Source organism: Nocardia sp. NPDC058058 (genome assembly GCF_042885355.1).
In the GTDB taxonomy this organism is placed as follows: domain Bacteria; phylum Actinomycetota; class Actinomycetes; order Mycobacteriales; family Mycobacteriaceae; genus Nocardia.
Map to the genome: position 1 here is coordinate 1,904,694 of NZ_JBHVSA010000001.1, position 20,736 is coordinate 1,925,429.

A 20,736-nucleotide genomic window follows, 5' to 3' on the forward strand; every position below is an offset into this window, starting at 1 on the left:
ATTCATGTGACTCACATGTGGCGGGGATTCGCGCGGACCGTACCGGCCCTACTCGCGGCGGGGATCGCCCTGTCGGCGGCCGGTTGCGGTTCGACCTCACAGGCCGGATCGCCCAATCCGGAGCCGGTGGCGCAGCAGCAGCGGCAGGCGCCGGAGGGCAGCGGGCACGGTCTGTGCCTGGATGTGAATTCCGCCCTGGCCCAGTCCGCGGTGAGCAGATTGGGGGCGGCGCCGATCGGCAGCTGGTCGGTCGGGCAGGCGAGCGACGCCTCGGTCGACGCGGGCTGCGCGGGCGTGCTGTCCTGGATGACCGTCAATACCGATACGAATCATCCGTACACGCACATTCTGTTCTTCACCAACGGCACCTATCTCGGCACCGCGACCTCCGAGCCGTACATGTACACGATGGTCGCCGAGCAGAACCGCGGCAGCGTCGCGGCGACGTATCACTGGCTCAACAACAGCGATCCGATGTGCTGCCCGCAGGGCGGCCCCAGCGTCGTCACCTTCACCCTGAACGGTGGCAAGGTCACCGCGAACGGTCAGTTCCCGCCGCATACGTAGCAACCTTCTAGAACCTGTTCTACCAATCACCCGTTCGCCTATCTCGAGGTGAACGGGTGATTTTGTGGCGGCGGCGACTCATCTTTTGTAACGTGTTCTAGTACACGAACCGAGGGAGATCGTCATGACGGGCACAGCACAGGGACGAGGCGGGAAGATCCGCGAGATCGATGTGGGCGCGGCGCCGACGCGCTTCGCGCGGGGCTGGCACTGCCTCGGACTCGCCGAACCATTCCGCGATGGACAGCCGCACGCCATCCAGATCTTCGACACCAAACTGGTGGTGTTCGCCGACAGCGCCGGACGGCTACAGGTGCTCGACGGTTACTGCCGCCATCTCGGCGGCGATCTGAGCATGGGTGAGATCAAAGGCGATTCGATCGCCTGCCCGTTCCACGACTGGCGCTGGGGCGGCAATGGCAAATGCACCGGCATCCCGTACGCCCGGCGCGTACCGCCGCTGGCCCGCACCCGCGCGTGGACCACGCTGGAACGCAATGGCCAACTGTTCATCTGGCATGACCACGAGGGCAATCCGCCGCCGGACGAGGTGACGATCCCGTACATCGAGGGCCCGTACACCGATGCCGACGGCAAGGGCACCGACCGGCACGACGGCGCCTGGACCGACTGGACCTGGAATTCACTGCTGATCGAAGGCGCGAACTGTCGCGAGATCATCGACAACGTGGTCGATATGGCGCACTTCTTCTACATTCATTTCGCCTACCCCACCTACTTCAAGAACGTCCTCGAGGGTCATATCGCGACCCAGTTCCTGGAGACCAAGGCCCGCCCGGATATCGGCATGGGCACCAAGTACGCGGGCGACGCGCTTCTGAAATCCGTTGCCGCGTACCACGGTCCGTCGTACATGATCAATCCGCTCACCAACAGCTACAGCGGATTCACCGTCGACAGCGTGCTGATCAACTGCCACTATCCGATCAGCCAGGACTCCTTCATGTTGCAGTGGGGCATCACGCTGCGCAAACCGCAGGGCGTGGACGACGCGACCGCGGATCGCCTGGCGCGCAAAACCGCCGACGGTTTCGGCGAGGGCTTCCTGCAGGACGTCGAGATCTGGAAACACAAGTCCAAGATCGACAATCCACTGCTGACCGAGGAGGACGGCCCGGTCTACCAACTCCGCCGCTGGTACGACCAGTTCTACGTTGACATCGCCGATATCGACCCGAAAATGGTGCGCCGCTTCGAATTCGAGGTCGACACCGCCAAGGCAAATGAGGCTTGGGAGGCCGAGGTCGCCGAGAACCTCCGGCAACGAACCGACCAGGATCCCACCCGGACGTAGGGTTGATGGGGCGGAAACCTCCGCGTCGGGAACGGAGACCTTCATGTCGGACGCCAACAAGCACAACCTCGTCTACTTCGAAAACCCGTCCATGCGTGGACTTTACGAGGACATCGACACCTGGCAGCGGGAAAACCACCTCCGCCTGCTGTCCATCGCGGTACAGCGCGACGGTGACAATTACTGCTGCATCGCACTCACCAACCCCGCCGAAGTGGTGATCACCAGCGTGGACGGCCACAACCACGCCAGCGTCAGCCGATTCGGATTGCTGGCGGTGGATTCGCAATAGCGGTCACGGGCAGGCGGGCGAGGTTTGGCCCGCGTTGGCGAGCATCTGGCAGGCCCATTGCTTCTGGAGTTTCCAGGTGCCGTCCGCCGCCACGAACGGAATGACGGTGTCGCCGTCCAGGGTTCTGCCGTTGAGAACGACGGTGGCCGAGGCATTGAGCAGGCCGTTGCCCGCGTAGTCGACCTTGGTGATGGTCATGGTCATACCGTTGGCGGCGGCGGTGCGGATGAGCCGTTCCAGCAGGCCCGGGTCGGCGTCCGCGCCCTCGATGACCGCGGAGCCGGATCCGGGTGCGGCCGAATTCATTCGACCCAGTACGGCCGCATTGAGCAGTTCGGCGGTGGGCAGGGGTATGGGCGGCAGATCGGCCGCCGCTGTGGTGCGGACGGGTTCGGGCACGGGGTCCGAATCCGCCCACGAGGCGGTGAGGGTCACGGCGAGGGCGACGAGCAGCAGGGCGGGCGTCCGGTGGTGCGGCATCACGAGTCCTCTCGATCAGTCGACGGCGATGGCGTCGACAATGCGGATCCGGGTGGCGCGCAGGGCCGGCGGAATCGCACCGGCCAGGCTCAGCACCAGTGCGCCACAGGCGAACAGGACGGCGAACGGCGCGGGACGGTAGGCCACATCGAAGTTCAGAATGCCGGGTGTCACCGCGTCGTAGCAGTACTGACCCGCCAAACCGAACGCCAGCCCTAGCAGTCCGCCGATCGCCCCGATACCCGCGGCCTCGGCCAGGATGGTGCGCAGGGTGAAGCGACGGCCCGCTCCCAATGCTCGCAGCACGCCCAGTTCGCGGCGGCGTTCGAGCACCGACAGTGTGAGGGTGTTGAGCACCGCCACCGCGGCGATGAGAACCACGATGATCCACATGGCGGTGCCGACCGAACTACCCTGCCGCAGCGCCGATTCCACCCCGGCCAGCGATTGCGCACCGGTGAAAAGGTGCACACCCGCGGGAGTGATGGCGCGCAGACCGTCGAGCACCGCCGCCGTATCCACGCCGGGCGCGGTATCGATCTGCAGGGTGGTCGCGCCGGGCCGATCGAACCATTCGCGCATCAGATCCAGTGCGATGCCGACGGTTCCGGTCAGCACCGAGAAATACGGCACCAGCGCCAGTACGGGTGTGTGCCGCACGCCGTGCGGCGTCTGCAATTCCAGACTGTCGCCGACGCCCACGTTCAAGCTCTTGCCGAGATCCCGGGACAGCACCACCCCGCGACCGGCCAGCAGATCGCGCCGCACCGGTTCGGTGAGTCCCTGGAACAGGGGTTGATCGGTGCCGTCGGCCAGTCCATCGAGCAGCACCTTGGTATCGCCGAGAACCGCGAAAGCCAACTGCCCCGGCACAACTCGTTCCACGCCGGGTACGGCGGCCGCCTTGGCCGCCAGATCCGCCGGGAGCAGCGGGCCGACGGACAGCTGATCGGCGGGCGCGGCGGCCAGCCAGGCGTCGGCCTCCGATACCGAGGCCAGTGAACCGCGCGCGGAGGCCATCATATCGGCGTTGGATCCGGTGATGGTCACCGTGATGGCGACGGCCATGAATACGGTCATGACCGTTGCCCAGACCCGGCGTGGCGCACGCGCCACGGTGGCGGCGGCCAATGCTCCCGGCGGCCCGAAGATTCCGGCCGTGCGCGCCGTCAGGCGCACCAGCGGTCCGGCGGCCACGAAACACAACCCGATGCCGGCGCCGAAGAACAGCGCCAGCGCCGCGGCCGAGAACACCAGCGTCTCCTGATCCGAAGCGATGATGACAGCTGTTGCGGTGCAACAGAATACGACCTGACCCGCCGCTCCGAGCCGAAGCCAGCCCGGGACCAGATCCGCGCGCGACACCTCGACCGGTGCCAGCGCCTCGATGGGCGAAACCTTGTAGACCTGATGCGCGGCCACCGCCGAAGCCAGCACACTGGTGCCGACGGCGATGACAATGGCGATCGGCACGGCGAGGACCGGAAAGACGTAGTACGTGCGAGTTTCCACGGTTTGCACGAGTACGTTGGGCAGACTCCGGACCGCGACGCGCCCCATGACGATTCCCATGATCGCACCCCCGATGCCGCCGCACAGCCCCAGCACGGCCGCCTCGACGAGCAGATCCGCCACCAGTGACCGCCCCCGTCCGCCGATGGCGCGCAGCATCGAAATGGCCTGCCTACGTTGGGTTATCGCCATACTCATGGCGGTGTAGATGAGGAATGCGGCGACCACGAAGGCCGCTGTCGCACCCATGAGTGTCATATACCGGACGATGCGAATCGCATTGCCGGTCCGCGCCACCCGCTGAATCGGATCGCCGATCACCGCGCGCCCGGCCACGGCCGCGGTGACTCCCGCCCGCACGACCGCCGGATCGGCCCCCGGTGCGAGTGTCACCAGCACCGCGTCCAAGCGTTCGGCGCGCCCGGTCAGCCGCTGTGCCAACGCGAGTGGGGCCAGCACGAAATGCCCGTCATTGAGCCTGGCCAGCGTTCCGTCGTCCAACACCCCGGCCACGGTGACCGTGCCGGAGCCCAGCGGCAGCGAATCCCCCCGGGAGCGGCCCATTCCCGGACCGATCAGCACCCCGCCGGGCACCGACAGCAGCCGCGGCAGCTGATCGAGCACCGCATCCTGCACATCGCTGTGCAGCGCGACCCCGCTCGCGTCGGCGCCGACCAGCAGTGTCGTCCCGGATCCGGCGGGCACTGCCGCGCGCACCATCGGCACCGCTGCCGCGACACCGGGCACCCGCGCGATATCGTCCCGGATCGGTTGTGCGAAACCGGAATCGGTGATGCCGGAGATCTCGATGGCGGCATCGCCGGCAATGCTCTCGGCCAGTCCGCTGATCGATCCGGTCAGCGATCCGGTCAATCCGAGCACCGCCACCAGGAATGACGACGACACCGCCAGCACGGTCATCGAGGCGATCGTGCGCCCGCGATGCACCAGCACCTCACGCAGACCGAACAGTCGCGCTCGATCCAGCAGTACACCGATCATCGCACCGCACCGCCCCCGGCCGGATCGGCGTCGATTCGCCCGTCCCGCATACGGATCACACGATCGGTGGCCGCCGCGGCTTCCGCGTCATGGGTCACCATCACCACCGCGCGCTCACCGGTGCGCGCGATCTCGGCGAGCAGTCCCAGCACCGCCGCACCGGTCACGGAGTCGAGATTGCCGGTCGGTTCATCGGCCAGGATCAACGGCGGGTCCATCATGAGCGCTCGCGCGACCGCCACCCGCTGCATCTGGCCGCCGGAGAGTTCGGCGGGCCGATGGGCGGCCCGATCGCCAAGCCCGACCAGGTCCAGCAGCTCCAGGGCGCGAATTCGCGCCCGCCGCAACGGGATTCCATCCAAAAGCTTGGGAATGGCGACGTTCTCCCAGGCCGCGAGCGTCGGCAGCAGATTGAAGAACTGGAAGACGAATCCCACCTCGTGCCGCCGGAATTCGGCCCGCCGCTCCTCGCTCGAATCGCCGATCTCGTTGCCCCGGAAGCGAATCGATCCACTGTCCGGTACGTCCAGCGCCCCGAGCAGATGCAGCAGCGTGCTCTTGCCCGCTCCGGACGGCCCGACCACCGCGACGAAACCCCCGGTGTCGATGCGCAGACTCACCCCGTCCAGCGCGCGCACCGGCGCTCCACCGATGCGGTATTCGCGCACCACGTCGACGAGTTCGAGCATCAGGCCGCCTCGGCGAGCGCCGCGAGCCGGTCCAGTGACGCCTCGAGTTTGGCGACCACATCGGTGTCCACGGCCCGCATCAGCCCGCCGGTCAACGCCGGACCGGTGAAATCGCCCGACAGCGTCAGTTCCGAACCGCCCGCCTGCCGCCGCACCGAGAAGCGGAATTCGCAGGCCACACCCGCCGCACTGCTGCCGGACAGCACCAGGTGCATGGGCGGCCGGAAGGAGGTGACGGTCAGCTCGACGCGGTGCGACATACCGAGCACATGCACGTTCTGCACCATGCGGCTGTTCACAGCGATCTGCTTGGGCGGCTCCCCCACGAAGGTGTCGTGCATTGCGAACCATTGCCCCCAAGTGGAGGGGTCGGCGATCGTCGCATACAGGCGGGCGGGGTTCACTTTCATCAATTTCGTGACCTCTATATGCGCCATGAAAACTCCTAAATTAAATCTAAATTCAAACCGCGCCAGGGAAATCTACGTGCACGTTCCCTGCGTATACAACCCTTTCGGACATAGATCATCCACACGGCTACGACAGCCGAATGTTGCTGGAATTCAACATGATTCAGCAGGTCAGCGCGTGCTTGTGTGACATATGCCACACTGACATCGGTATTTTTCAAACCCTTTTGCACGGACCGCCAATCTGCTTACACTGCATCGCGATCCCTCATTTTGCGGCGCCCCAATGATTGCGGCAGCCCATTCTCCGCACCCCCTTCAGCCATATGAAATATGGAGCGTAAATGACGTTCGACTCTTCCCTTCGCGAGCCGATCGCCGTTGTCGGCATGGCCTGCCGGTTTCCCGGCGGAATCGATTCACCGGACGCACTGTGGCGCTTCGTCATCGAAGGCAAGCACATATCCAGCAAATTCCCGGACGACCGATCCATGACCGAACTCGCCGATATGGCCTCCCCCGAGGTGATCGCCGCGTTCGCACCCATGGGCGGCTTCATCGACGAACCGGGCCGATTCGATCCGGAGTTCTTCGGCATCAGTCCCCGCGAGGCCCGGGCGATGGATCCGCAACAGCGCGTGCTGCTGGAGGTCGCCTGGGAGTCGCTCGAACGCGCCGGAATCGATCCGAACACCTTGCGCGGCAGCGATACCGGCGTCTACGCGGGGGCCATGTCCGGCGATTACGCGTATCTCATTCCGGGACAGAAGGATATCGATCCCGGCTACATCTCCCTGGGCGTCAGCCAGAGTGTGCTGTCCGGCCGCATCGCCTACCTGCTCGGCCTCGAAGGCCCGACGCTGAGCGTCGACACCGCGTGCTCGTCCTCACTCGTCGCCTGTCATCTCGCCGCCCAGGCGCTGCGCCTGGGCGAATGTTCGCTCGCGCTGGCCGGGGGCATCTCCATCATGTCCACCCTCACCGGCTTCTACGCGCTCGGCCAGCACGGCGCTATCTCCAAAGAGGGTCGCAGCAAACCGTATTCGGCCGATGCGGACGGTTTCTGCATGTCCGAGGGCGCGGCGATGCTGATTCTCGAACGACTCTCCGATGCCGAACGGAACGGGCACGAGGTGCTGGCCGTGCTGCGCGGCAGTTCGGTCAATCAGGATGGCGCGTCCAAGGGGCTCACCGTGCCCAGCACCGCCGCACAACTCAAACTGATCGACGCCGCGCTCACCGCCGCCGGATTGACCGGCGCCGAGGTCGATGTGATCGAGGGCCACGGCACCGGCACCCCGGTGGGCGATCCCATCGAACTGGAGGCGTTGCTGGCCACCTACGGACAGGGCCGCGCACCCGGCAATCCCGCCCGGCTCGGTTCGATCAAATCGAATTTCGGGCACACCCAGGCCGCGGCGGGCGCGGCCGGGATGATCAAGATGATCGAATCCATGCGGCACGGGGTGCTCCCGGCCAGTTTGCATGTGAGCGAGCCGACGCCCAGCGTGGACTGGTCGGCCGGTGACATCAAGGTGGTCACCGAACTCACCCCGTGGCCCGAACCCGGCCGCCCGCGCCGAGCCGCGGTGTCCTCCTTCGGAATCGCGGGCACCAACGCGCACGTGATCATCGAACAGGCCCCCGTGCGGCCGCGACCCGAACGCACCACCGAGCCCGCCGCCGAGCTGCTCGCCTGGCCGATCTCCGCTCGTTCGCCGGAGGCACTCACCGAACAGGCCGCGCGACTGCTCGCACATCTGCGGGCGCATCCGGAATTCCGGCCCGCCGAGGTGAGCCATGGGCTGAGCACCACGCGCGCCACATTCGAACATCGCGCCGTCGCACTGGGCGGCAACCGCGACGAGCTGCTGCGAAGCCTCGAGGGCCTGGCGGAGGATCGTCCCGGCGGCGCACCGCGCGGCCACGCCAATGCCGCGCACCGGGTGGTCTTCGTCTTCCCCGGCCAGGGTGCGCAGTGGACCGGTATGGCGGTGAGCCTGCTGGCCGAGTCACCGGTCTTCGCGGCGCGAATGGCCGAGTGCGAGCGGGCATTCGCCCCGCATGTGGACTGGTCACTCACCGAGGTGCTGCGCGGGGCTCCGGGCGCGCCGAGCCTGGATCGCCTGGATGTGGTGCAGCCCGCGCTGTTCGCCATCATGGTGTCGCTGGCGGCGGTGTGGGGATCGCTCGGCATCACCCCGGACGCGGTCATCGGGCATTCGCAGGGCGAGATCGCGGCCGCGTGCGTCGCGGGGGCGCTCTCGCTCGCGGACGCCGCGCGCATCGTGACGCTGCGCAGTCGGGCGCTGCTCGCCATCGCCGGACGCGGCACCATGGCATCGATCGCACTGCCCGTCGATGATGTGCGCGAAAGGCTTTCCGGCACAACCGGTATCGATGTGGCCGCGGTGAACGGCCCGCAGACCACGGTTATTTCCGGTGATACGGCCGCGGTGCTGGACTTCAACGAAACCTGTGCCGCGCAGGGGATTCGCGCGCGCCATATTCCGGTGGACTACGCATCGCATTCGGCGCATATCGACGCCATCGAGGACACCATCCTCGCGGCCATCGCCGAGATCGCGCCGCGCGGCACCGATATCGCGTTCTTCTCCACCGTCGCCGCCGACGCCGTCGATACCGCCACCCTGGACGCCACCTACTGGGTGCGCAACCTGCGCGAGCGGGTGCTCTTCGAGGACACCTTCCAGGCCGCCTACCAGACCGGGTACAGCGCATTCCTGGAGATGAGCCCCAATCCGGTGCTCACCGCCGCCATGCACGAATCCCTGGAGCACGTAGGCGCTTTCTCCGACTACTGCGTCATCACCGGTTCGCTCAAGCGCGATGACGGCGGACTGGACCGGCTGCTCACCTCCATCGCCGCAGCGCACGTGGCCGGAGTCACCGCCGAGTGGCGGACGCTCACAGCCGGGCGCGCGCTGCCGCGAATCGACTTGCCCACCTACGCTTTCCAGCGTCAGACCTTCTGGCTGACCGCGGGTGGGGCGGTCAACGGCGGTAAACCGAGCAGCCTGGGCCTGGCGGCTCCGGGCCACCCACTGCTCGGCGCGATAGCGGAGGTGCCCGGTGCGGACAAATTCCAGTTCACCACCCGGCTCGCGCAGGCCACACACGGCTGGATCGCCGACCACGCCCTGTTCGGCACGGTGCTGGTGCCCGGGGCCATGCTGCTGGAATTGGCGCTGCACGCCGGTGAGCGACTCGGCTCCGCGCGCGTGGACACCCTGACCATGTATTCGCCGATCACGTTGCCGGACAAGGGCGCTGTCCACGTTCAGGTCGTGGCCGGCGAACGCGATGGGCAGGGCCGCCGCACGGTGACGATCTATTCGCGCCCGGAGGTGGAGGACGCCGCACCCGGTGAGAACCAGTGGCGCTTGCACGCCGACGGCAAGCTCGGTCAGCCCGATGGTCTCGACGAGGCCGACACCATCGAGGTGTGGCCGCCGATCGGTGCGGAACAGGCCCTCGAACCGGACACCGCCTATGCGGGTCTGGCCGCGCTCGGCTATCAGTACGGTCCGGTCTTCCGGGGCATGCGCGCGGTGTGGCGGCGTGGTGAGGAGGTCTTCGCCGAAGTGGCCCTGCCGGATTCGGTGACCGACGCCGACGAGTACGGCCTGCATCCGGCGCTGCTGGACGCCGCCATGCAGACCGGTGCCGCGCTCACCGCCATGGCGCCGACCGAGGGCGGCGCGATCCGACTGCCTTTCGCCTGGGAGGGTGTGCGCCTGCACGCGGTCGGCGCTGCCGCGCTGCGCGTGCGGCTCAGCCCGGCCGGTCCGGATCGCATGCGCTGGCTGCTCGCCGACACCAATGGCAAGGCCGTCGCCACCGGAACCCTGCAGGTACGCTCGGTCACGGCGGGCAAACTCGCCGAACGTGGTCTGGCACAGCAGCAGGACTCGCTGTTCGGGGTGGACTGGCTGCCGGTGCCCACGCCCCGGGTGCGCTTCACCGCGCCGCCGGGCGCGTGGACGCTGGTCGGTTCGGCTGCGGGACTGGACCTTTCGGAATCGGAGCTGCGCACCGCCGGTGTCACCGCGCATGATTCGATGCCGGGGCTGGTCGCCGCGCTGGATCGCGGCGACGACGCGCCCGCGGTGGTACTGCTGTCGCGGGTGGATCAGCCCGCCGACGCGGTGGCCGACGGTACGGCCGCCATGCTCGAACAGATCCAAACCTGGCTGGCCGATGAGCGATTCGTGTCCACCCGGGTACTGGTGCTCATGCGCGGCACCCAGGCGGTGCGCGGTGGTGAGGACATCTCCGATCTGGCCGGCGCCGCGGTATGGGGTCTGCTGCGCAGTGCGCAATCGGAGAATCAGGGGCGGCTGATCCAGCTCGACCTCGGCCTCGGCGACGCCGGATTGGATATCCTCACCGTCGCGCTGCAAGCCGACGAACCCGAGCTGGCGCTGCGGGACGGCGAATTGCACGGTCGCCGGATTCGCCCGGCGGTCGATGCCGCCGCCCGCGACTCCGCTCTGCTGCAACGGCATTGGCGTCTGGACATCCCCCGCTCGGGCAACCTCGAGGACGCGGGCCCGATCGACGCCATCACCCCGGACCTGGACGATCTGGCACCGGACGCGGTGGCGGTGCGACTGCGGGCGGCCGGGCTCGGCTACCGCGAGGTCGCGCACGGTCTGGCACTGAACACCGCTCTGCGTTCGGCGAGCCCGTTCGAGGCGGCGGGCCTGGTGGTCGCCGTCGGCGCCGAGGTCACCGAATTCGCTTCCGGCGACCGGGTTTTCGGCTTCTTCGACGATATCTCGGCCACCTCGGTGACCGCCGCGCGGCGGCTCGCGCCGATACCCGCGCACCTGTCCTTCCAGCAGGCCGCGACGGTGCCGGTCGCCTTCGGCACCGCCCTGTACGCGCTGCGCGAGCAGGCCGCCGCGGTCCGTGGTGAATCGGTGCTGGTGCACGGCGGCGCGGGCGGGGTCGGCCTGGCCGCCCTCGCGCTGGCCCGGACGATGGGTTTGGAAGTGTTCGCCACGGCTCGTCCGCACAAATGGGATGCGTTGCGCGAGCTGGGCATACCGCATGAGCGGCTGGCCGATTCCCGCTCGGCGCGCTTCGCCGCCGAGTTCACCGCCGCCACCGGCGGGAGCGGGGTCGACCTCGTATTGAATACGCTGCCGGAGGAATTCACCGATCCCTCCCTGCACACCCTGGCCGCCGGTGGCCGGTTCATCGAAATCGGGCGCGCCGCCGTGCGCGATCCGGCGGAGGTCACCGCGCGTTTCCCGGGCATCGACTATCGCACCTTCGAACTGGGTGCATTGGAATCGGACACCCTGGGCACACTGCTGCGCGATATCGCCGACCTGCTCTCGGCGCACGAGATCGAACCGCTTCCCTTGACCGCCTTCGATATTCGGCGAGCGGGCGCGGCGCTGCGCCATATCGCCGAGACCCGCCAGATCGGCAAGGTGGTGCTCACCTGGCCCGCGGACTTCGATCCCGAGCGCACCGTACTCATCACCGGTGGCACCGGCAAGATCGGCGGTGTCATCGCCAGGCATCTGGTGACCCGCTATGGTGCGCGGCGACTGCTGCTGGCCGGTCGCAGTGGCCCGGCTGCGCCCGGCGCACGCGAATTGGCCGCCGAGTTGGGCGAACTCGGCGCTGAGGTCACCTTCGCCGCCTGTGATGTCGGCGACCGGGACGCGGTGCGCGACCTCATCGCCGCTGTGCCCCAGAATCATTCGATCGGTGCGGTGGTGCACATCGCCGCCACACTGGCCGATTCCACCTTCGCCGGTCTGACCCGGGCACACCTGGACCGGGTGCTGCACGCGAAAACCCTGGGGGCGCGGCATCTGCACGAGCTGACCACCGGTCTCGAGCTGTCGATGTTCGTGCTGTTCTCCTCCGCCGCGGGCGCTTTCGGCGCTCCGGGCCAGGCGAACTACGCGGCCGCGAACGTCTATCTGGACGCCCTCGCCCAGCATCGTGCCCACCTCGGGCTCCCGGCGGTGTCGATGGCCTGGGGCTGGTGGGAGCAGGAGACCTCCAATACCGATCAACTCGACGACAAGGACCGGGCGCGACTGGCCCGGATGGGCATCACGCCGATTCCCACCGCCGAGGCGCTCACCCTGTTCGACACCGGATTGGGCTGGGGCAGACCGTATGTGGTGCCGGTGGGCCTGGACGTCGCGCTGCTGCGCGCGGCCGCCTCGGTGGCCGAACTGCCGCCGTTCTTCCGCGCTCTGCTGCACACCCGCACCAAGGCGACCACCCAGCTCAACGATCCCGCGCAGCTGGCCAAACGACTGTCCGGGATGAGCCCGGAGCAGCAGCACGCGGTGGTGGTGGAGATGGTGAAGGTGCCGATCGCCATGGTGCTCGGCTACTCCTCCCCCGAATCCGTGCTGCCGGACCGGGAATTCACCGAAATGGGCATCGATTCGCTCAGCTCCATCGAACTGGGCAGCCATCTGCGCGCGCTCACCGGTGTCAAGCTGGCCAATTCGGTGATCTTCCAGTATCCGACGGTGAGCCTGCTCGCCCGGCACATTCTCGAACAGGTGACCCCCGCCGACGCCGAACTGGCCGGGCCGATCCTGGCGGAGGTGGCGATGCTCATCGATCGGCTGGCCGATATGCACGGCGATCGCGAGATACCCGCCGAACTGCTGGCCCGACTGACCGGCCCGCTCGAGCGCCTCGGCGTGGGCGCCGGGCACGCCGCGGTGGAGGTCGGATGAGCCGCTTCAGCGAGGATGTGTTCGTTCGAGTTCCGCAGGGCGACAAGGGCATCGTGACCGGTGCCCCGCACGCGCCGGTGCGGCACAGCTGGGCCGCGGTGCACCGGGCGGCCCGTGCCATGGCCGGCGGGCTCGCCGGGCGCGGAATCGGCGCGGGCAGTCCGGTGGCCATTCTGGCCGGACAGCCCGCCGATGTCGCGCCGCTGGTACAGGCGGTGTGGATGCGCGCCGCCTCGGTCACCATGCTGCACCAGCCCACCCCGCGCACCGATCTGGCGGCCTGGCTGGCGGACACACTGTCCGTGCTCGAACTGCTCGGCACCCGATCGGTCGTGGTGGCAACACCTTTCGAGGCCGCCATCGCGGTCCTGCGGGAGGCGGGCGTGACGGTGATCGAGATGGCGGAATTGCGCACGGCCGAGGCCGTCGAACCGGTGCACGCCGACGAGGACGCGATCGCGCTGTTGCAACTCACCTCCGGCTCGACCGGTGCCGCCAAGGCCGTCATGATCACCCATCGCAATCTGGACCGGAATTGGCGCTCGATCAGCGCCGTGGCCGCGTTCACCGACAGCGATGTGATGGTGAGCTGGCTGCCGTTCTCCCATGATTTCGGCATGATCGGGCTGCTCATGGGGCCCATGCAGGGCGGGTTGGACGCGGTGATCGTGACACCCGCGGACTTCCTCACCGATCCGCTGCTGTGGGCCGAGCTGATCACGCGATATCGCGGAAGTATCACCGCCGCACCGAATTTCGCCTATGCGCTGTGGGCGCGCAGTCTGGCCGAGGCGCCGGACGGCGCGTACGACCTGTCCAGTCTGCGCATCGCCTGCAATGGGGCCGAACCCATCGATATGGCGACCATGGCGGCGGTGAGCACCGCCGGACGCCGCTTCGGTCTGGCCGAGTCCGCGCTCACCGCCGCCTACGGTATGGCCGAGACAACCCTGGGCATCTCCCTGTCCACCATCGACGCGCCGATCACCGTGGACAGTGTCGACGCGCACGACCTCGAGGCGGACGGGCGGGCGCGGATCAGCACCGAACCGGAGGCCCGGCACTTCGCGGTCCTGGGCCGGCCGCTGCCCGGCCTGGGTCTGCGGGTGGTCGACGATTCCGGAGATCGACTGCCGCCCCGCATGGTCGGCGAACTCCAGGTGCGCGGTGAGGCGGTCACGCGCGGGTATCGCACCGGCGCGGGCGTGGTCCCGGCGATGGACGCCGAGAACTGGCTGGCCACAGGTGATCTGGGCTATCTCACCGAGACCGGGGAGATCGTGGTGTGCGGGCGCACCAAGGATGTGATCATTGTCGGCGGACGCAATATCTTCCCCACCGATATCGAGCGCGCCGCCTGCCGGGTGTCCGGGGTGCGGCAGGGCAATGCCGTCGCGGTCGGCCTGCGCCGCGCCGATCATCGCGAACAGTTCGCGGTGGTGGTGGAATCCCGGCTGCACGCCGATGCCGAAGCGGTGGAACGGATTCGGGCCGAGATCGCCCGCACCGTCTACGCCGAGATCGGCATCGGACCCCGCCATGTCACCGTGCTGCGGCCGGGCGCGCTGCCCAAGACGCCCTCGGGCAAACTGCGGCGCGCGGCCACCGCGGCGCTGCTCGGCGGTGCGCGGTGAGCGCCGCCGTACTGGCGGTGAGCGATCTGCACCTGGGGCATCGCGGCAATCGTGAAGTGGTGCAGGGTATTCGGTCGAACGATCCCGGCGACTGGCTGATCGTGGCAGGTGATGTCGCGGAGAAGACAGCCGATATCCGCTGGGCGCTGACCCTGCTGCGGGAGCGTTTCGCCAAGGTCGTCTGGGTGCCCGGGAACCACGAATTGTGGACCACCGCACTCGATCCCGAACAATTGCGCGGCGAGGGCAGATACCGGCACCTGGTGGAACTGTGCCGCGAGATCGACGTGCTCACCCCCGAGGACGAGTATCCGCGCTGGGACGGCGCGGGCGGACCGGCCGTGCTGGTGCCCATGTTCCTGCTCTACGACCACTCCTTCCTGCCCGCCGGGGCCGCCACCGCGCGAGACGGACTGCGCATCGCCGAACAGCGCGGTGTGGTCGCCGTCGATGAACAACTCCTGGTCGCCGCACCCCATGCGTCCAAGGCCGAGTGGTGCCGCGAACGGGTGCGCTATACCGCCGCACGACTGGACGCCCTGGACCCGGCGATGCCGCTGGTGCTGATCAACCATTTCCCGCTGGTGCGCGACCCCACCCTGCTGATGGCCCCACCCGAATTCGCCCTGTGGTGCGGCACCACCCTGACCGCCGACTGGCACCGGCGCTACCGCACGATCTGCGCGGTCTACGGCCATCTGCACCTACCGCGCACCGACTACTACGACGGGGTGCGCTTCGAGGAGGTCTCGCTCGGCTATCCGCGCGAATGGCAGCGCCGCGGCCTGCCCGATCCGCTGCCGCGCCGGATTCTGCCCGCCCCGGACCGTTCTCGCTTCGCCCTCGACAGCTGGGGGCGGCGACTGGCCGGGCGGGCACTGCGCGCCGCCCGCGAGCACAGCACCGTTCCCGACAGGAGAACCGATCGATGACCGCACCTCGAGATGAACTCGAACGGGAATTGGGCGGGCCGTTCACCGCGCTCTACCTGCTCCCCGAACCGCAGTGCGCGGACCTGCTCGACATGATCCGCACCGCACCGGATCGCGAGCGCAGCGCCATGGACGCGGCCGTGGAAGCCAAGCTCGCCACCCTGCCCCGGGGTACCCGGGCCGCGGCCCGCGTCATGGCCTACGGCTGGAAACGCACCGTGCGACTGCGCTTCTCCCGAGCGGAGCGCCCGTGAGCGACGCGCTGACCGAGGAACTGCACCGACTGGCGCACATCCTGCACGTACCCCCCGAACGCGTGGAACACCTGGCGCAGCTGGGTTACGAACACGCCTTCGCACTGCGCCGGCGCGTCACGATCGCGCTCGCCGATCGCTATGCCGACGACCACCGGCGACTGCGGCTCTATCGCCGGTTCATCCCGTTGCGCGTGAGTCTGCCGCTGGCGGCGAAGATCCTGCCGCCCAGGCTGATCGGGCGCGCGGCCAGCAGTGTGGTGGACGCCCGGGATATGGAGCGCGCGCTGCTGGTGCTGGCCCGGCTCGATCCGGCCGTGGTCGCGGACGCCGCGCCGTACATGGATCCGCGCACGATCGCGCGCTTCGCCCATCTCGCGCCGCCCGCGCTGGTCAACGGTTTGATGCTGGAGTTGCTCGCGCGCAAGGACTTCAGTACCGCCGACCTGTTCGTGGACTTCGTCGACCCCGCCGTACTGGAAGCCGAGCAATCATGAACCAACCGTTGATCGGCGATATCTCCGATACCGCGCGCTGGGTGGCGGCCTATCGGGCCGCCGAATCCGAACGTCCGGACGCGCTGTTCCACGATCGGCTCGCCGATCGGCTCGCCGGGGCACGCGGACACGCCATCGCGGACGGTCCGGTGGCTCCGCGCGGCGGTCGTAACGGCTGGCCGCAGGTGGTGCGCACCAGACTCATCGACGATCTGATCGGCCGCGCGCTGGCGCAGGGCTGCGACCGCGTGATCAATCTCGCCGCGGGTCTGGACACCCGGCCCTATCGGCTCGAATTGCCCACGGGACTGCGCTGGTACGAAGCCGACCTGCCCGGACTCGTGGCCGAGAAGACTCGCCTGCTGGCCGAGGAGACGCCCGGCTGCACCGTGGTGCGGCGCGCCGTGGACGTCACCGATGACACCGCCTGCCGGGCATTCCTGTCCGAGGCCACCGACGGCGCGCGGCACGCGCTGATCATCACCGAGGGACTGCTCCCCTATCTGACCCCGGAACAGGTACGCGGGCTCGGCGCGCTACTGCGGCAGCCCGCCGTGGAGTGGTGGCTGCTCGATATCTACTCGCCGATGATGCGGCGCGCGGTGAATCTCACCATGGGCGAGCAGTTGGGCAGTGCCCGTTGGCAATTCGCCCCGGTCGAGGGTGTGCGCTTCTTCACCGGGTGGACCGCGCTGGAGACCGAATCGCTCTTCGAGGCCGCCGCCCGCTGGAAACGCTCACCACCCTTCGTGCGCCTGCACGCCCGGCTGCCGAGCCTCGGCACCCCGGACCGGCCCGGGCGGATCAGCCTGTGGTCCGGCGCGGTTCGACTGAAAAATACTGTGAGGGAAGAACAGTGACGGCACAGCACACCGAACGACCCGATCACGAGATCATCATCATCGGCGCGGGCTTCGGCGGTCTCGGGGTGGCGATCGAGCTGAAGGCCGCCGGAATGGACGACTTCGTCATCCTCGAACGCGCCGCCGATATCGGCGGCACCTGGCGGGACAATGTGTATCCCGGTGCGGGCGTTGATGTTCCGTCATGGAACTACTGCTATTCGTTCGAGCCGAATCAGGAATGGGGGCACTGGTTCGCCAAGGGGCCCGAACTGAAGGCGTACGCCGATCACTGCGCCGACAAGTACGGCCTGCGACCGCATCTGCGCCTGAACACCACGGTCAAACAGGCCGAATTCGATGAGGGCACGCACCGCTGGACGGTCGATACCGAAGGGCTGGGGCCGATTACGGCCCGATACGTCGTCTTCGCCTACGGCGGGCTCACCATACCCAAACGCCCCGATATCCCCGGCCTGGACGATTTCGCGGGCACCACCATGCACAGCGCGCGCTGGGATCGGGACTATGCGCCGGGCGGCGAGCGGGTGGCGGTCATCGGCACCGGATCGTCCGCCGCACAACTCATTCCGGAGTTGGCCGAGCAGGCCCGCACGCTCGCCGTCTTCCAGCGCACGCCCATCTGGGCCGTGCCCGCCATGGACTTCCGCATTCCGCGGCCGCTGCGCTGGTTCCTGAAGAAGGTGCCGCAGGCCTGGATTCCGTTCCGCATCGCCTCGGTGCTGATGATCGAGAGCTTTTTCCTGTTCGGCATCAGATTCAAGATTCCGGCCATGGTGCGCATGGTGGAATGGGCGGGCCTGGCGCTCATGCGCCGACAGGTGCGTGATCGGGAAATCCGCCGCAAGCTCACCCCGAATTACCGCTTCGGCTGCAAGTTTCCGACCTTCTCCAATCGGTACTACCGCACCTTCGCGCGCGAGAACGTCGAACTGGTCACCGATCCGATCGAACGGATCACCCCGACCGGCGTGCTGACCGGCGACGGTGTGCACCATGAGATCGACACCCTGGTACTGGCCACCGGGTTCTACATCTACGAGCGCGGGGCCGCGCCGCCGTTCCCGATCGTCAATGGCGCGGGCACCGATATGGGCGACCATTTCCAGACCCATCGCTGGTCCGCCTACGAGGGGGTGACCGTCCCCGGCTGGCCCAACGGCTTCTGGGTGCTCGGCCCCTATTCGGTCACCGGGTCGTACTTCCTGATGGTGGAGAACACCGCCCGCCATGCCATTCGGTGCATGCGCGAGGCAAGGCGGCGCTCGAGTACGCGCGTCGAGATCGGCCGGCGACCGCACGACGCGTACTTCGAGGAGATGGTGCGCAGGCAGTCCACCTCCATCTTCTACACCTCCAATTGCGCCGACTCGCACAGCTTCTACTTCGACAAGTTCGGCGACGTGCCGCTCATCCGGCCCGCCACCGGGGCCGAAGCCTGGTGGCGGGCACGGCGATTCCCGCTGGACGACTACACCTTCACCGCACGGGAGAGCACCCCCTCATGAGCACCGCATCGCCGGAACCGACCCTGGTCGCCGGTATGACCAATACCGAACTCGTCGAGGCGCTACCGGAATTGGCCGCCGACGCGGCCGCGCGCTCCGCCACGCTGGCGACCGAGCTGCAACGGTGGTCGCGAGACTGGTTACGGGCGTGGAACTCCCAGGATCTGGAGGCGGTACTGGCACTGGTCACCGACGATATCGTCTGCACCGATCCCGCACTCTGCGGAGAATCGGTCACGGGTAAGGCCGCGTTCCGCGACTACGTGCTGATGACCTGGCGTGCCTTTCCCGATATTCACTTCGAGCTCGCGGGCACGCCGTACCTACCGCTCATCGGCACCGGCATGGCCGCGCCGTGGCGGGCGCGCGGCACCTTCGGCGGCGATCTCGGCGGTGGACCGTCTCCGCTCGGGCTCGCACCCACCGGCCGCTCGTTCGACACCACCGGGGTCGACCTCTACGAACTCCACGACGGCCGACTCCGCACCTGGACCAGCGTCGCGGATCTGATGGAGCTGGCCCGGCAGATCGGCATGCTGCCCGAGGCGCGAAGTCCGCTCTTCCGCTTCGCGATTCGCGCCCAGCGGCTCGGCGCTCCACTGCTGCGCGCCTATCTGCGCCTGCGCGGGCGCGGCTGACCTCGCCCCGCGCGTTCCGGCGGTCAACGACGATGGCGGGGATCGAGCGGGCGCGGGTTGAACTGCTCGGTCGGAAAGTCGTCGGCGCGGAACCTGGGCAGCGGTATCGGATCCTCGGGGTCGCTCGGCCAGAACCGGCTGGCGTACTGACCCCGAATCCGGCTCAGATCCGGTTCGTCGATATCGGTGATGCCGACCTGGAAGAACATGAGCATGGTGGCCATGCTCACCGCGATGATCAACGGCGTCAGCAGCTGATTCGCCTGGGCGCCCGCGGGCGCGTGCATATGTTCGGCGACGTGGGCGCGCATGGCGAACATGCCGGTGTAATGCATGCCGCACACCGCGATTCCCATGATGAGGGCGGCGCCCACGGTCGCCACGATGCCCTCCACGTGCAGCGCGAACCAGAGCGCGGCGATGGCAGCGACAATGGCGATGACCAGGGACAGCAGCACTATCCACGGGTCGTATTGCACGGTCACATCGGTTTTCATGGCGTACATGCCCGCGTAGTGCATGGCCGCCACCCCGAGACCGGTGATCGCGCCGCCGGTGATCAGCGCGAACCATTCGCCGCCGCGCCGATGCACCACGATCGAAAGACCAAGCCACACAACGCCCATGGCGATCACCGCGCTCAACACGGTGACCGGGACGTTGTAGCGGATGGTGGCGTCACGCACCGAGAAACCGAGCATGGCGATGAAGTGCATGACCCAGATTCCGGTGCCGCCCAAGGCAACCGCACCGGTGACGATCCAGCCGCGATGCCCCGCCTGACTGCGCGCCCGAACCATACAGCGCAATGCCAGCAACGAGCCGACGACGGACATCAGATACGCGAGCGTGGGGGTCAACCAACCATAGGTGAACTGGTCGATTTCCAGCATGCGGGCTCCTTGCCAGATCACTGTGAGTCGGCAGAAACAGCGGCGACTGTGGCGAACAGTAGCGAGGAAGCACCAGGTAGTAAATTTGCCGCAGCACAATACTGGAAAAGTAGCTGGCGTTTGCTGGGGCACAATTTCGCAGGAAAATCGGGGTGTGACCCAGCGCACAAAGCATTTCGCGCACGCGTATTGCGCCCTTGACGGCAGCGATCACAGCAACCTGCTGGAATACCGCTGCCGCACAGTCGATCAGGTCAGGATTTCAGGTATGCCAGCGCGGCGTGCAGACGGTCGACGAAGGATTGCTGGGCGTCGGCGAGGTGTGGGTGATCCTTGGCGAATTCCTCCCAGTCGGCGCTGTGGTCGAGATCGCCGAGCAGGCGCGGCAACCACGCACCGCCGGTGTCCTGGCCGAGCACCGTGGCGAGCAATTCGTAAGGGAGGCGGCAGTTCTCGGCGAGCAGGACCGCGTCGTAGAAATCCTTGCCCTCGGGGTGGACGTCG

The 20,736-nt window shown here is 67.8% G+C and carries 17 protein-coding genes; 11 read left to right on the forward strand and 6 right to left on the reverse strand.

The features are described from left to right. The first annotated feature begins 15 nt into the window (after positions 1 to 15). The 3 genes from ACFVUS_RS08860 (at position 16) to ACFVUS_RS08870 (ending at position 2,174) form a co-directional block, all read left to right on the forward strand. Positions 16 to 567, forward strand: coding sequence for an LppP/LprE family lipoprotein (locus ACFVUS_RS08860; RefSeq protein ID WP_387762795.1), 552 nt, complete (start codon positions 16 to 18; stop codon positions 565 to 567). Between the two features lie 124 nt (positions 568 to 691). Beyond that, positions 692 to 1,882: a Rieske 2Fe-2S domain-containing protein gene (locus tag ACFVUS_RS08865; protein WP_387762797.1), complete on the forward strand. Its 1,191-nt coding sequence runs from the start codon at positions 692 to 694 to the stop codon at positions 1,880 to 1,882. Positions 1,883 to 1,925: 43 nt separating this feature from the next. Further along, positions 1,926 to 2,174 (forward strand): hypothetical protein, encoded by a 249-nt coding sequence (locus tag ACFVUS_RS08870; protein WP_364632222.1) that lies wholly within the window; start codon positions 1,926 to 1,928, stop codon positions 2,172 to 2,174. 3 nt (positions 2,175 to 2,177) lie between these two features. Here the strand turns inward: ACFVUS_RS08870 and ACFVUS_RS08875 are convergent, their stop codons facing one another. The 4 genes from ACFVUS_RS08875 to ACFVUS_RS08890 are packed head-to-tail and all read right to left on the reverse strand — an operon-like array spanning position 2,178 to position 6,294. Then, positions 2,178 to 2,654, reverse strand: coding sequence for a hypothetical protein (locus tag ACFVUS_RS08875; protein WP_387762800.1), 477 nt, complete (start codon positions 2,652 to 2,654; stop codon positions 2,178 to 2,180). 15 nt (positions 2,655 to 2,669) lie between these two features. Further along, positions 2,670 to 5,168, reverse strand: a complete 2,499-nt coding sequence (locus ACFVUS_RS08880; RefSeq protein WP_387762802.1) for an ABC transporter permease — start codon at positions 5,166 to 5,168, stop codon at positions 2,670 to 2,672. Continuing rightward, positions 5,165 to 5,857 carry an ABC transporter ATP-binding protein gene (locus ACFVUS_RS08885; protein WP_387762804.1) on the reverse strand — a complete coding sequence of 231 codons (693 nt, stop codon included), beginning with the start codon at positions 5,855 to 5,857 and terminating at the stop codon, positions 5,165 to 5,167. The genes ACFVUS_RS08880 and ACFVUS_RS08885 overlap by 4 nt, the downstream gene beginning before the upstream one ends. Beyond that, on the reverse strand, positions 5,857 to 6,294 hold the full coding sequence (locus tag ACFVUS_RS08890) for an SRPBCC family protein (RefSeq protein WP_387762806.1): 438 nt from the start codon (positions 6,292 to 6,294) through the stop codon (positions 5,857 to 5,859). The genes ACFVUS_RS08885 and ACFVUS_RS08890 overlap by 1 nt, the downstream gene beginning before the upstream one ends. Positions 6,295 to 6,611: 317 nt before the next feature. Between ACFVUS_RS08890 and ACFVUS_RS08895 the strand changes: the two genes are divergently transcribed. Genes ACFVUS_RS08895 through ACFVUS_RS08930 form a run of 8 tightly spaced genes read left to right on the forward strand, consistent with a single transcriptional unit; the run spans position 6,612 to position 19,339 of the window. Further along, positions 6,612 to 13,013: a type I polyketide synthase gene (locus ACFVUS_RS08895; protein WP_387762808.1), complete on the forward strand. Its 6,402-nt coding sequence runs from the start codon at positions 6,612 to 6,614 to the stop codon at positions 13,011 to 13,013. Continuing rightward, the gene (locus ACFVUS_RS08900; RefSeq protein WP_387762811.1) at positions 13,010 to 14,647 is read left to right on the forward strand and encodes a fatty acyl-AMP ligase; all 1,638 of its coding nucleotides are present in this window, start codon (positions 13,010 to 13,012) and stop codon (positions 14,645 to 14,647) included. The genes ACFVUS_RS08895 and ACFVUS_RS08900 overlap by 4 nt, the downstream gene beginning before the upstream one ends. Then, a complete protein-coding gene (locus ACFVUS_RS08905; RefSeq protein WP_387762813.1) occupies positions 14,644 to 15,579 on the forward strand; it encodes a metallophosphoesterase family protein in 936 nt (311 codons plus the stop codon). Before ACFVUS_RS08900 ends, ACFVUS_RS08905 begins: the two co-directional genes overlap by 4 nt. Next, positions 15,576 to 15,833 (forward strand): hypothetical protein, encoded by a 258-nt coding sequence (locus tag ACFVUS_RS08910; protein ID WP_387762815.1) that lies wholly within the window; start codon positions 15,576 to 15,578, stop codon positions 15,831 to 15,833. Before ACFVUS_RS08905 ends, ACFVUS_RS08910 begins: the two co-directional genes overlap by 4 nt. Continuing rightward, positions 15,830 to 16,330 carry a hypothetical protein gene (locus tag ACFVUS_RS08915; RefSeq protein ID WP_387762817.1) on the forward strand — a complete coding sequence of 167 codons (501 nt, stop codon included), beginning with the start codon at positions 15,830 to 15,832 and terminating at the stop codon, positions 16,328 to 16,330. The genes ACFVUS_RS08910 and ACFVUS_RS08915 overlap by 4 nt, the downstream gene beginning before the upstream one ends. Further along, positions 16,327 to 17,190: a class I SAM-dependent methyltransferase gene (locus tag ACFVUS_RS08920; protein WP_387762819.1), complete on the forward strand. Its 864-nt coding sequence runs from the start codon at positions 16,327 to 16,329 to the stop codon at positions 17,188 to 17,190. Before ACFVUS_RS08915 ends, ACFVUS_RS08920 begins: the two co-directional genes overlap by 4 nt. Next, positions 17,187 to 18,701: a flavin-containing monooxygenase gene (locus ACFVUS_RS08925; RefSeq protein WP_387762822.1), complete on the forward strand. Its 1,515-nt coding sequence runs from the start codon at positions 17,187 to 17,189 to the stop codon at positions 18,699 to 18,701. Before ACFVUS_RS08920 ends, ACFVUS_RS08925 begins: the two co-directional genes overlap by 4 nt. Next, positions 18,698 to 19,339, forward strand: coding sequence for an ester cyclase (locus ACFVUS_RS08930; RefSeq protein WP_387762824.1), 642 nt, complete (start codon positions 18,698 to 18,700; stop codon positions 19,337 to 19,339). Before ACFVUS_RS08925 ends, ACFVUS_RS08930 begins: the two co-directional genes overlap by 4 nt. A gap of 23 nt (positions 19,340 to 19,362) precedes the next feature. On the opposite strand, the gene ACFVUS_RS08935 is transcribed toward ACFVUS_RS08930, so the two are convergent. Both ACFVUS_RS08935 and ACFVUS_RS08940 read right to left on the reverse strand, forming a co-directional pair. Next, complete coding sequence (locus tag ACFVUS_RS08935; RefSeq protein ID WP_387762826.1) at positions 19,363 to 20,232, reverse strand: MHYT domain-containing protein; 870 nt, start codon at positions 20,230 to 20,232, stop codon at positions 19,363 to 19,365. A gap of 254 nt (positions 20,233 to 20,486) precedes the next feature. Further along, on the reverse strand, positions 20,487 to 20,663 hold the full coding sequence (locus ACFVUS_RS08940; RefSeq protein ID WP_387762829.1) for a hypothetical protein: 177 nt from the start codon (positions 20,661 to 20,663) through the stop codon (positions 20,487 to 20,489). Positions 20,664 to 20,736 lie beyond the last annotated feature (73 nt).

Coding starts and splice junctions, on each gene's coding strand:
- ACFVUS_RS08860 (WP_387762795.1), top strand. CDS start 16: ATGTGGCGGGGATTCGCGCGGACCGTACCGGCCCTACTCGCGGCGGGG.
- ACFVUS_RS08900 (WP_387762811.1), top strand. CDS start 13,010: ATGAGCCGCTTCAGCGAGGATGTGTTCGTTCGAGTTCCGCAGGGCGAC.
- ACFVUS_RS08895 (WP_387762808.1), top strand. CDS start 6,612: ATGACGTTCGACTCTTCCCTTCGCGAGCCGATCGCCGTTGTCGGCATG.
- ACFVUS_RS08935 (WP_387762826.1), bottom strand. CDS start 20,232: ATGCTGGAAATCGACCAGTTCACCTATGGTTGGTTGACCCCCACGCTC.
- ACFVUS_RS08885 (WP_387762804.1), bottom strand. CDS start 5,857: ATGCTCGAACTCGTCGACGTGGTGCGCGAATACCGCATCGGTGGAGCG.
- ACFVUS_RS08930 (WP_387762824.1), top strand. CDS start 18,698: ATGAGCACCGCATCGCCGGAACCGACCCTGGTCGCCGGTATGACCAAT.
- ACFVUS_RS08920 (WP_387762819.1), top strand. CDS start 16,327: ATGAACCAACCGTTGATCGGCGATATCTCCGATACCGCGCGCTGGGTG.
- ACFVUS_RS08870 (WP_364632222.1), top strand. CDS start 1,926: ATGTCGGACGCCAACAAGCACAACCTCGTCTACTTCGAAAACCCGTCC.
- ACFVUS_RS08910 (WP_387762815.1), top strand. CDS start 15,576: ATGACCGCACCTCGAGATGAACTCGAACGGGAATTGGGCGGGCCGTTC.
- ACFVUS_RS08880 (WP_387762802.1), bottom strand. CDS start 5,168: ATGATCGGTGTACTGCTGGATCGAGCGCGACTGTTCGGTCTGCGTGAG.
- ACFVUS_RS08875 (WP_387762800.1), bottom strand. CDS start 2,654: ATGCCGCACCACCGGACGCCCGCCCTGCTGCTCGTCGCCCTCGCCGTG.
- ACFVUS_RS08865 (WP_387762797.1), top strand. CDS start 692: ATGACGGGCACAGCACAGGGACGAGGCGGGAAGATCCGCGAGATCGAT.
- ACFVUS_RS08890 (WP_387762806.1), bottom strand. CDS start 6,294: ATGGCGCATATAGAGGTCACGAAATTGATGAAAGTGAACCCCGCCCGC.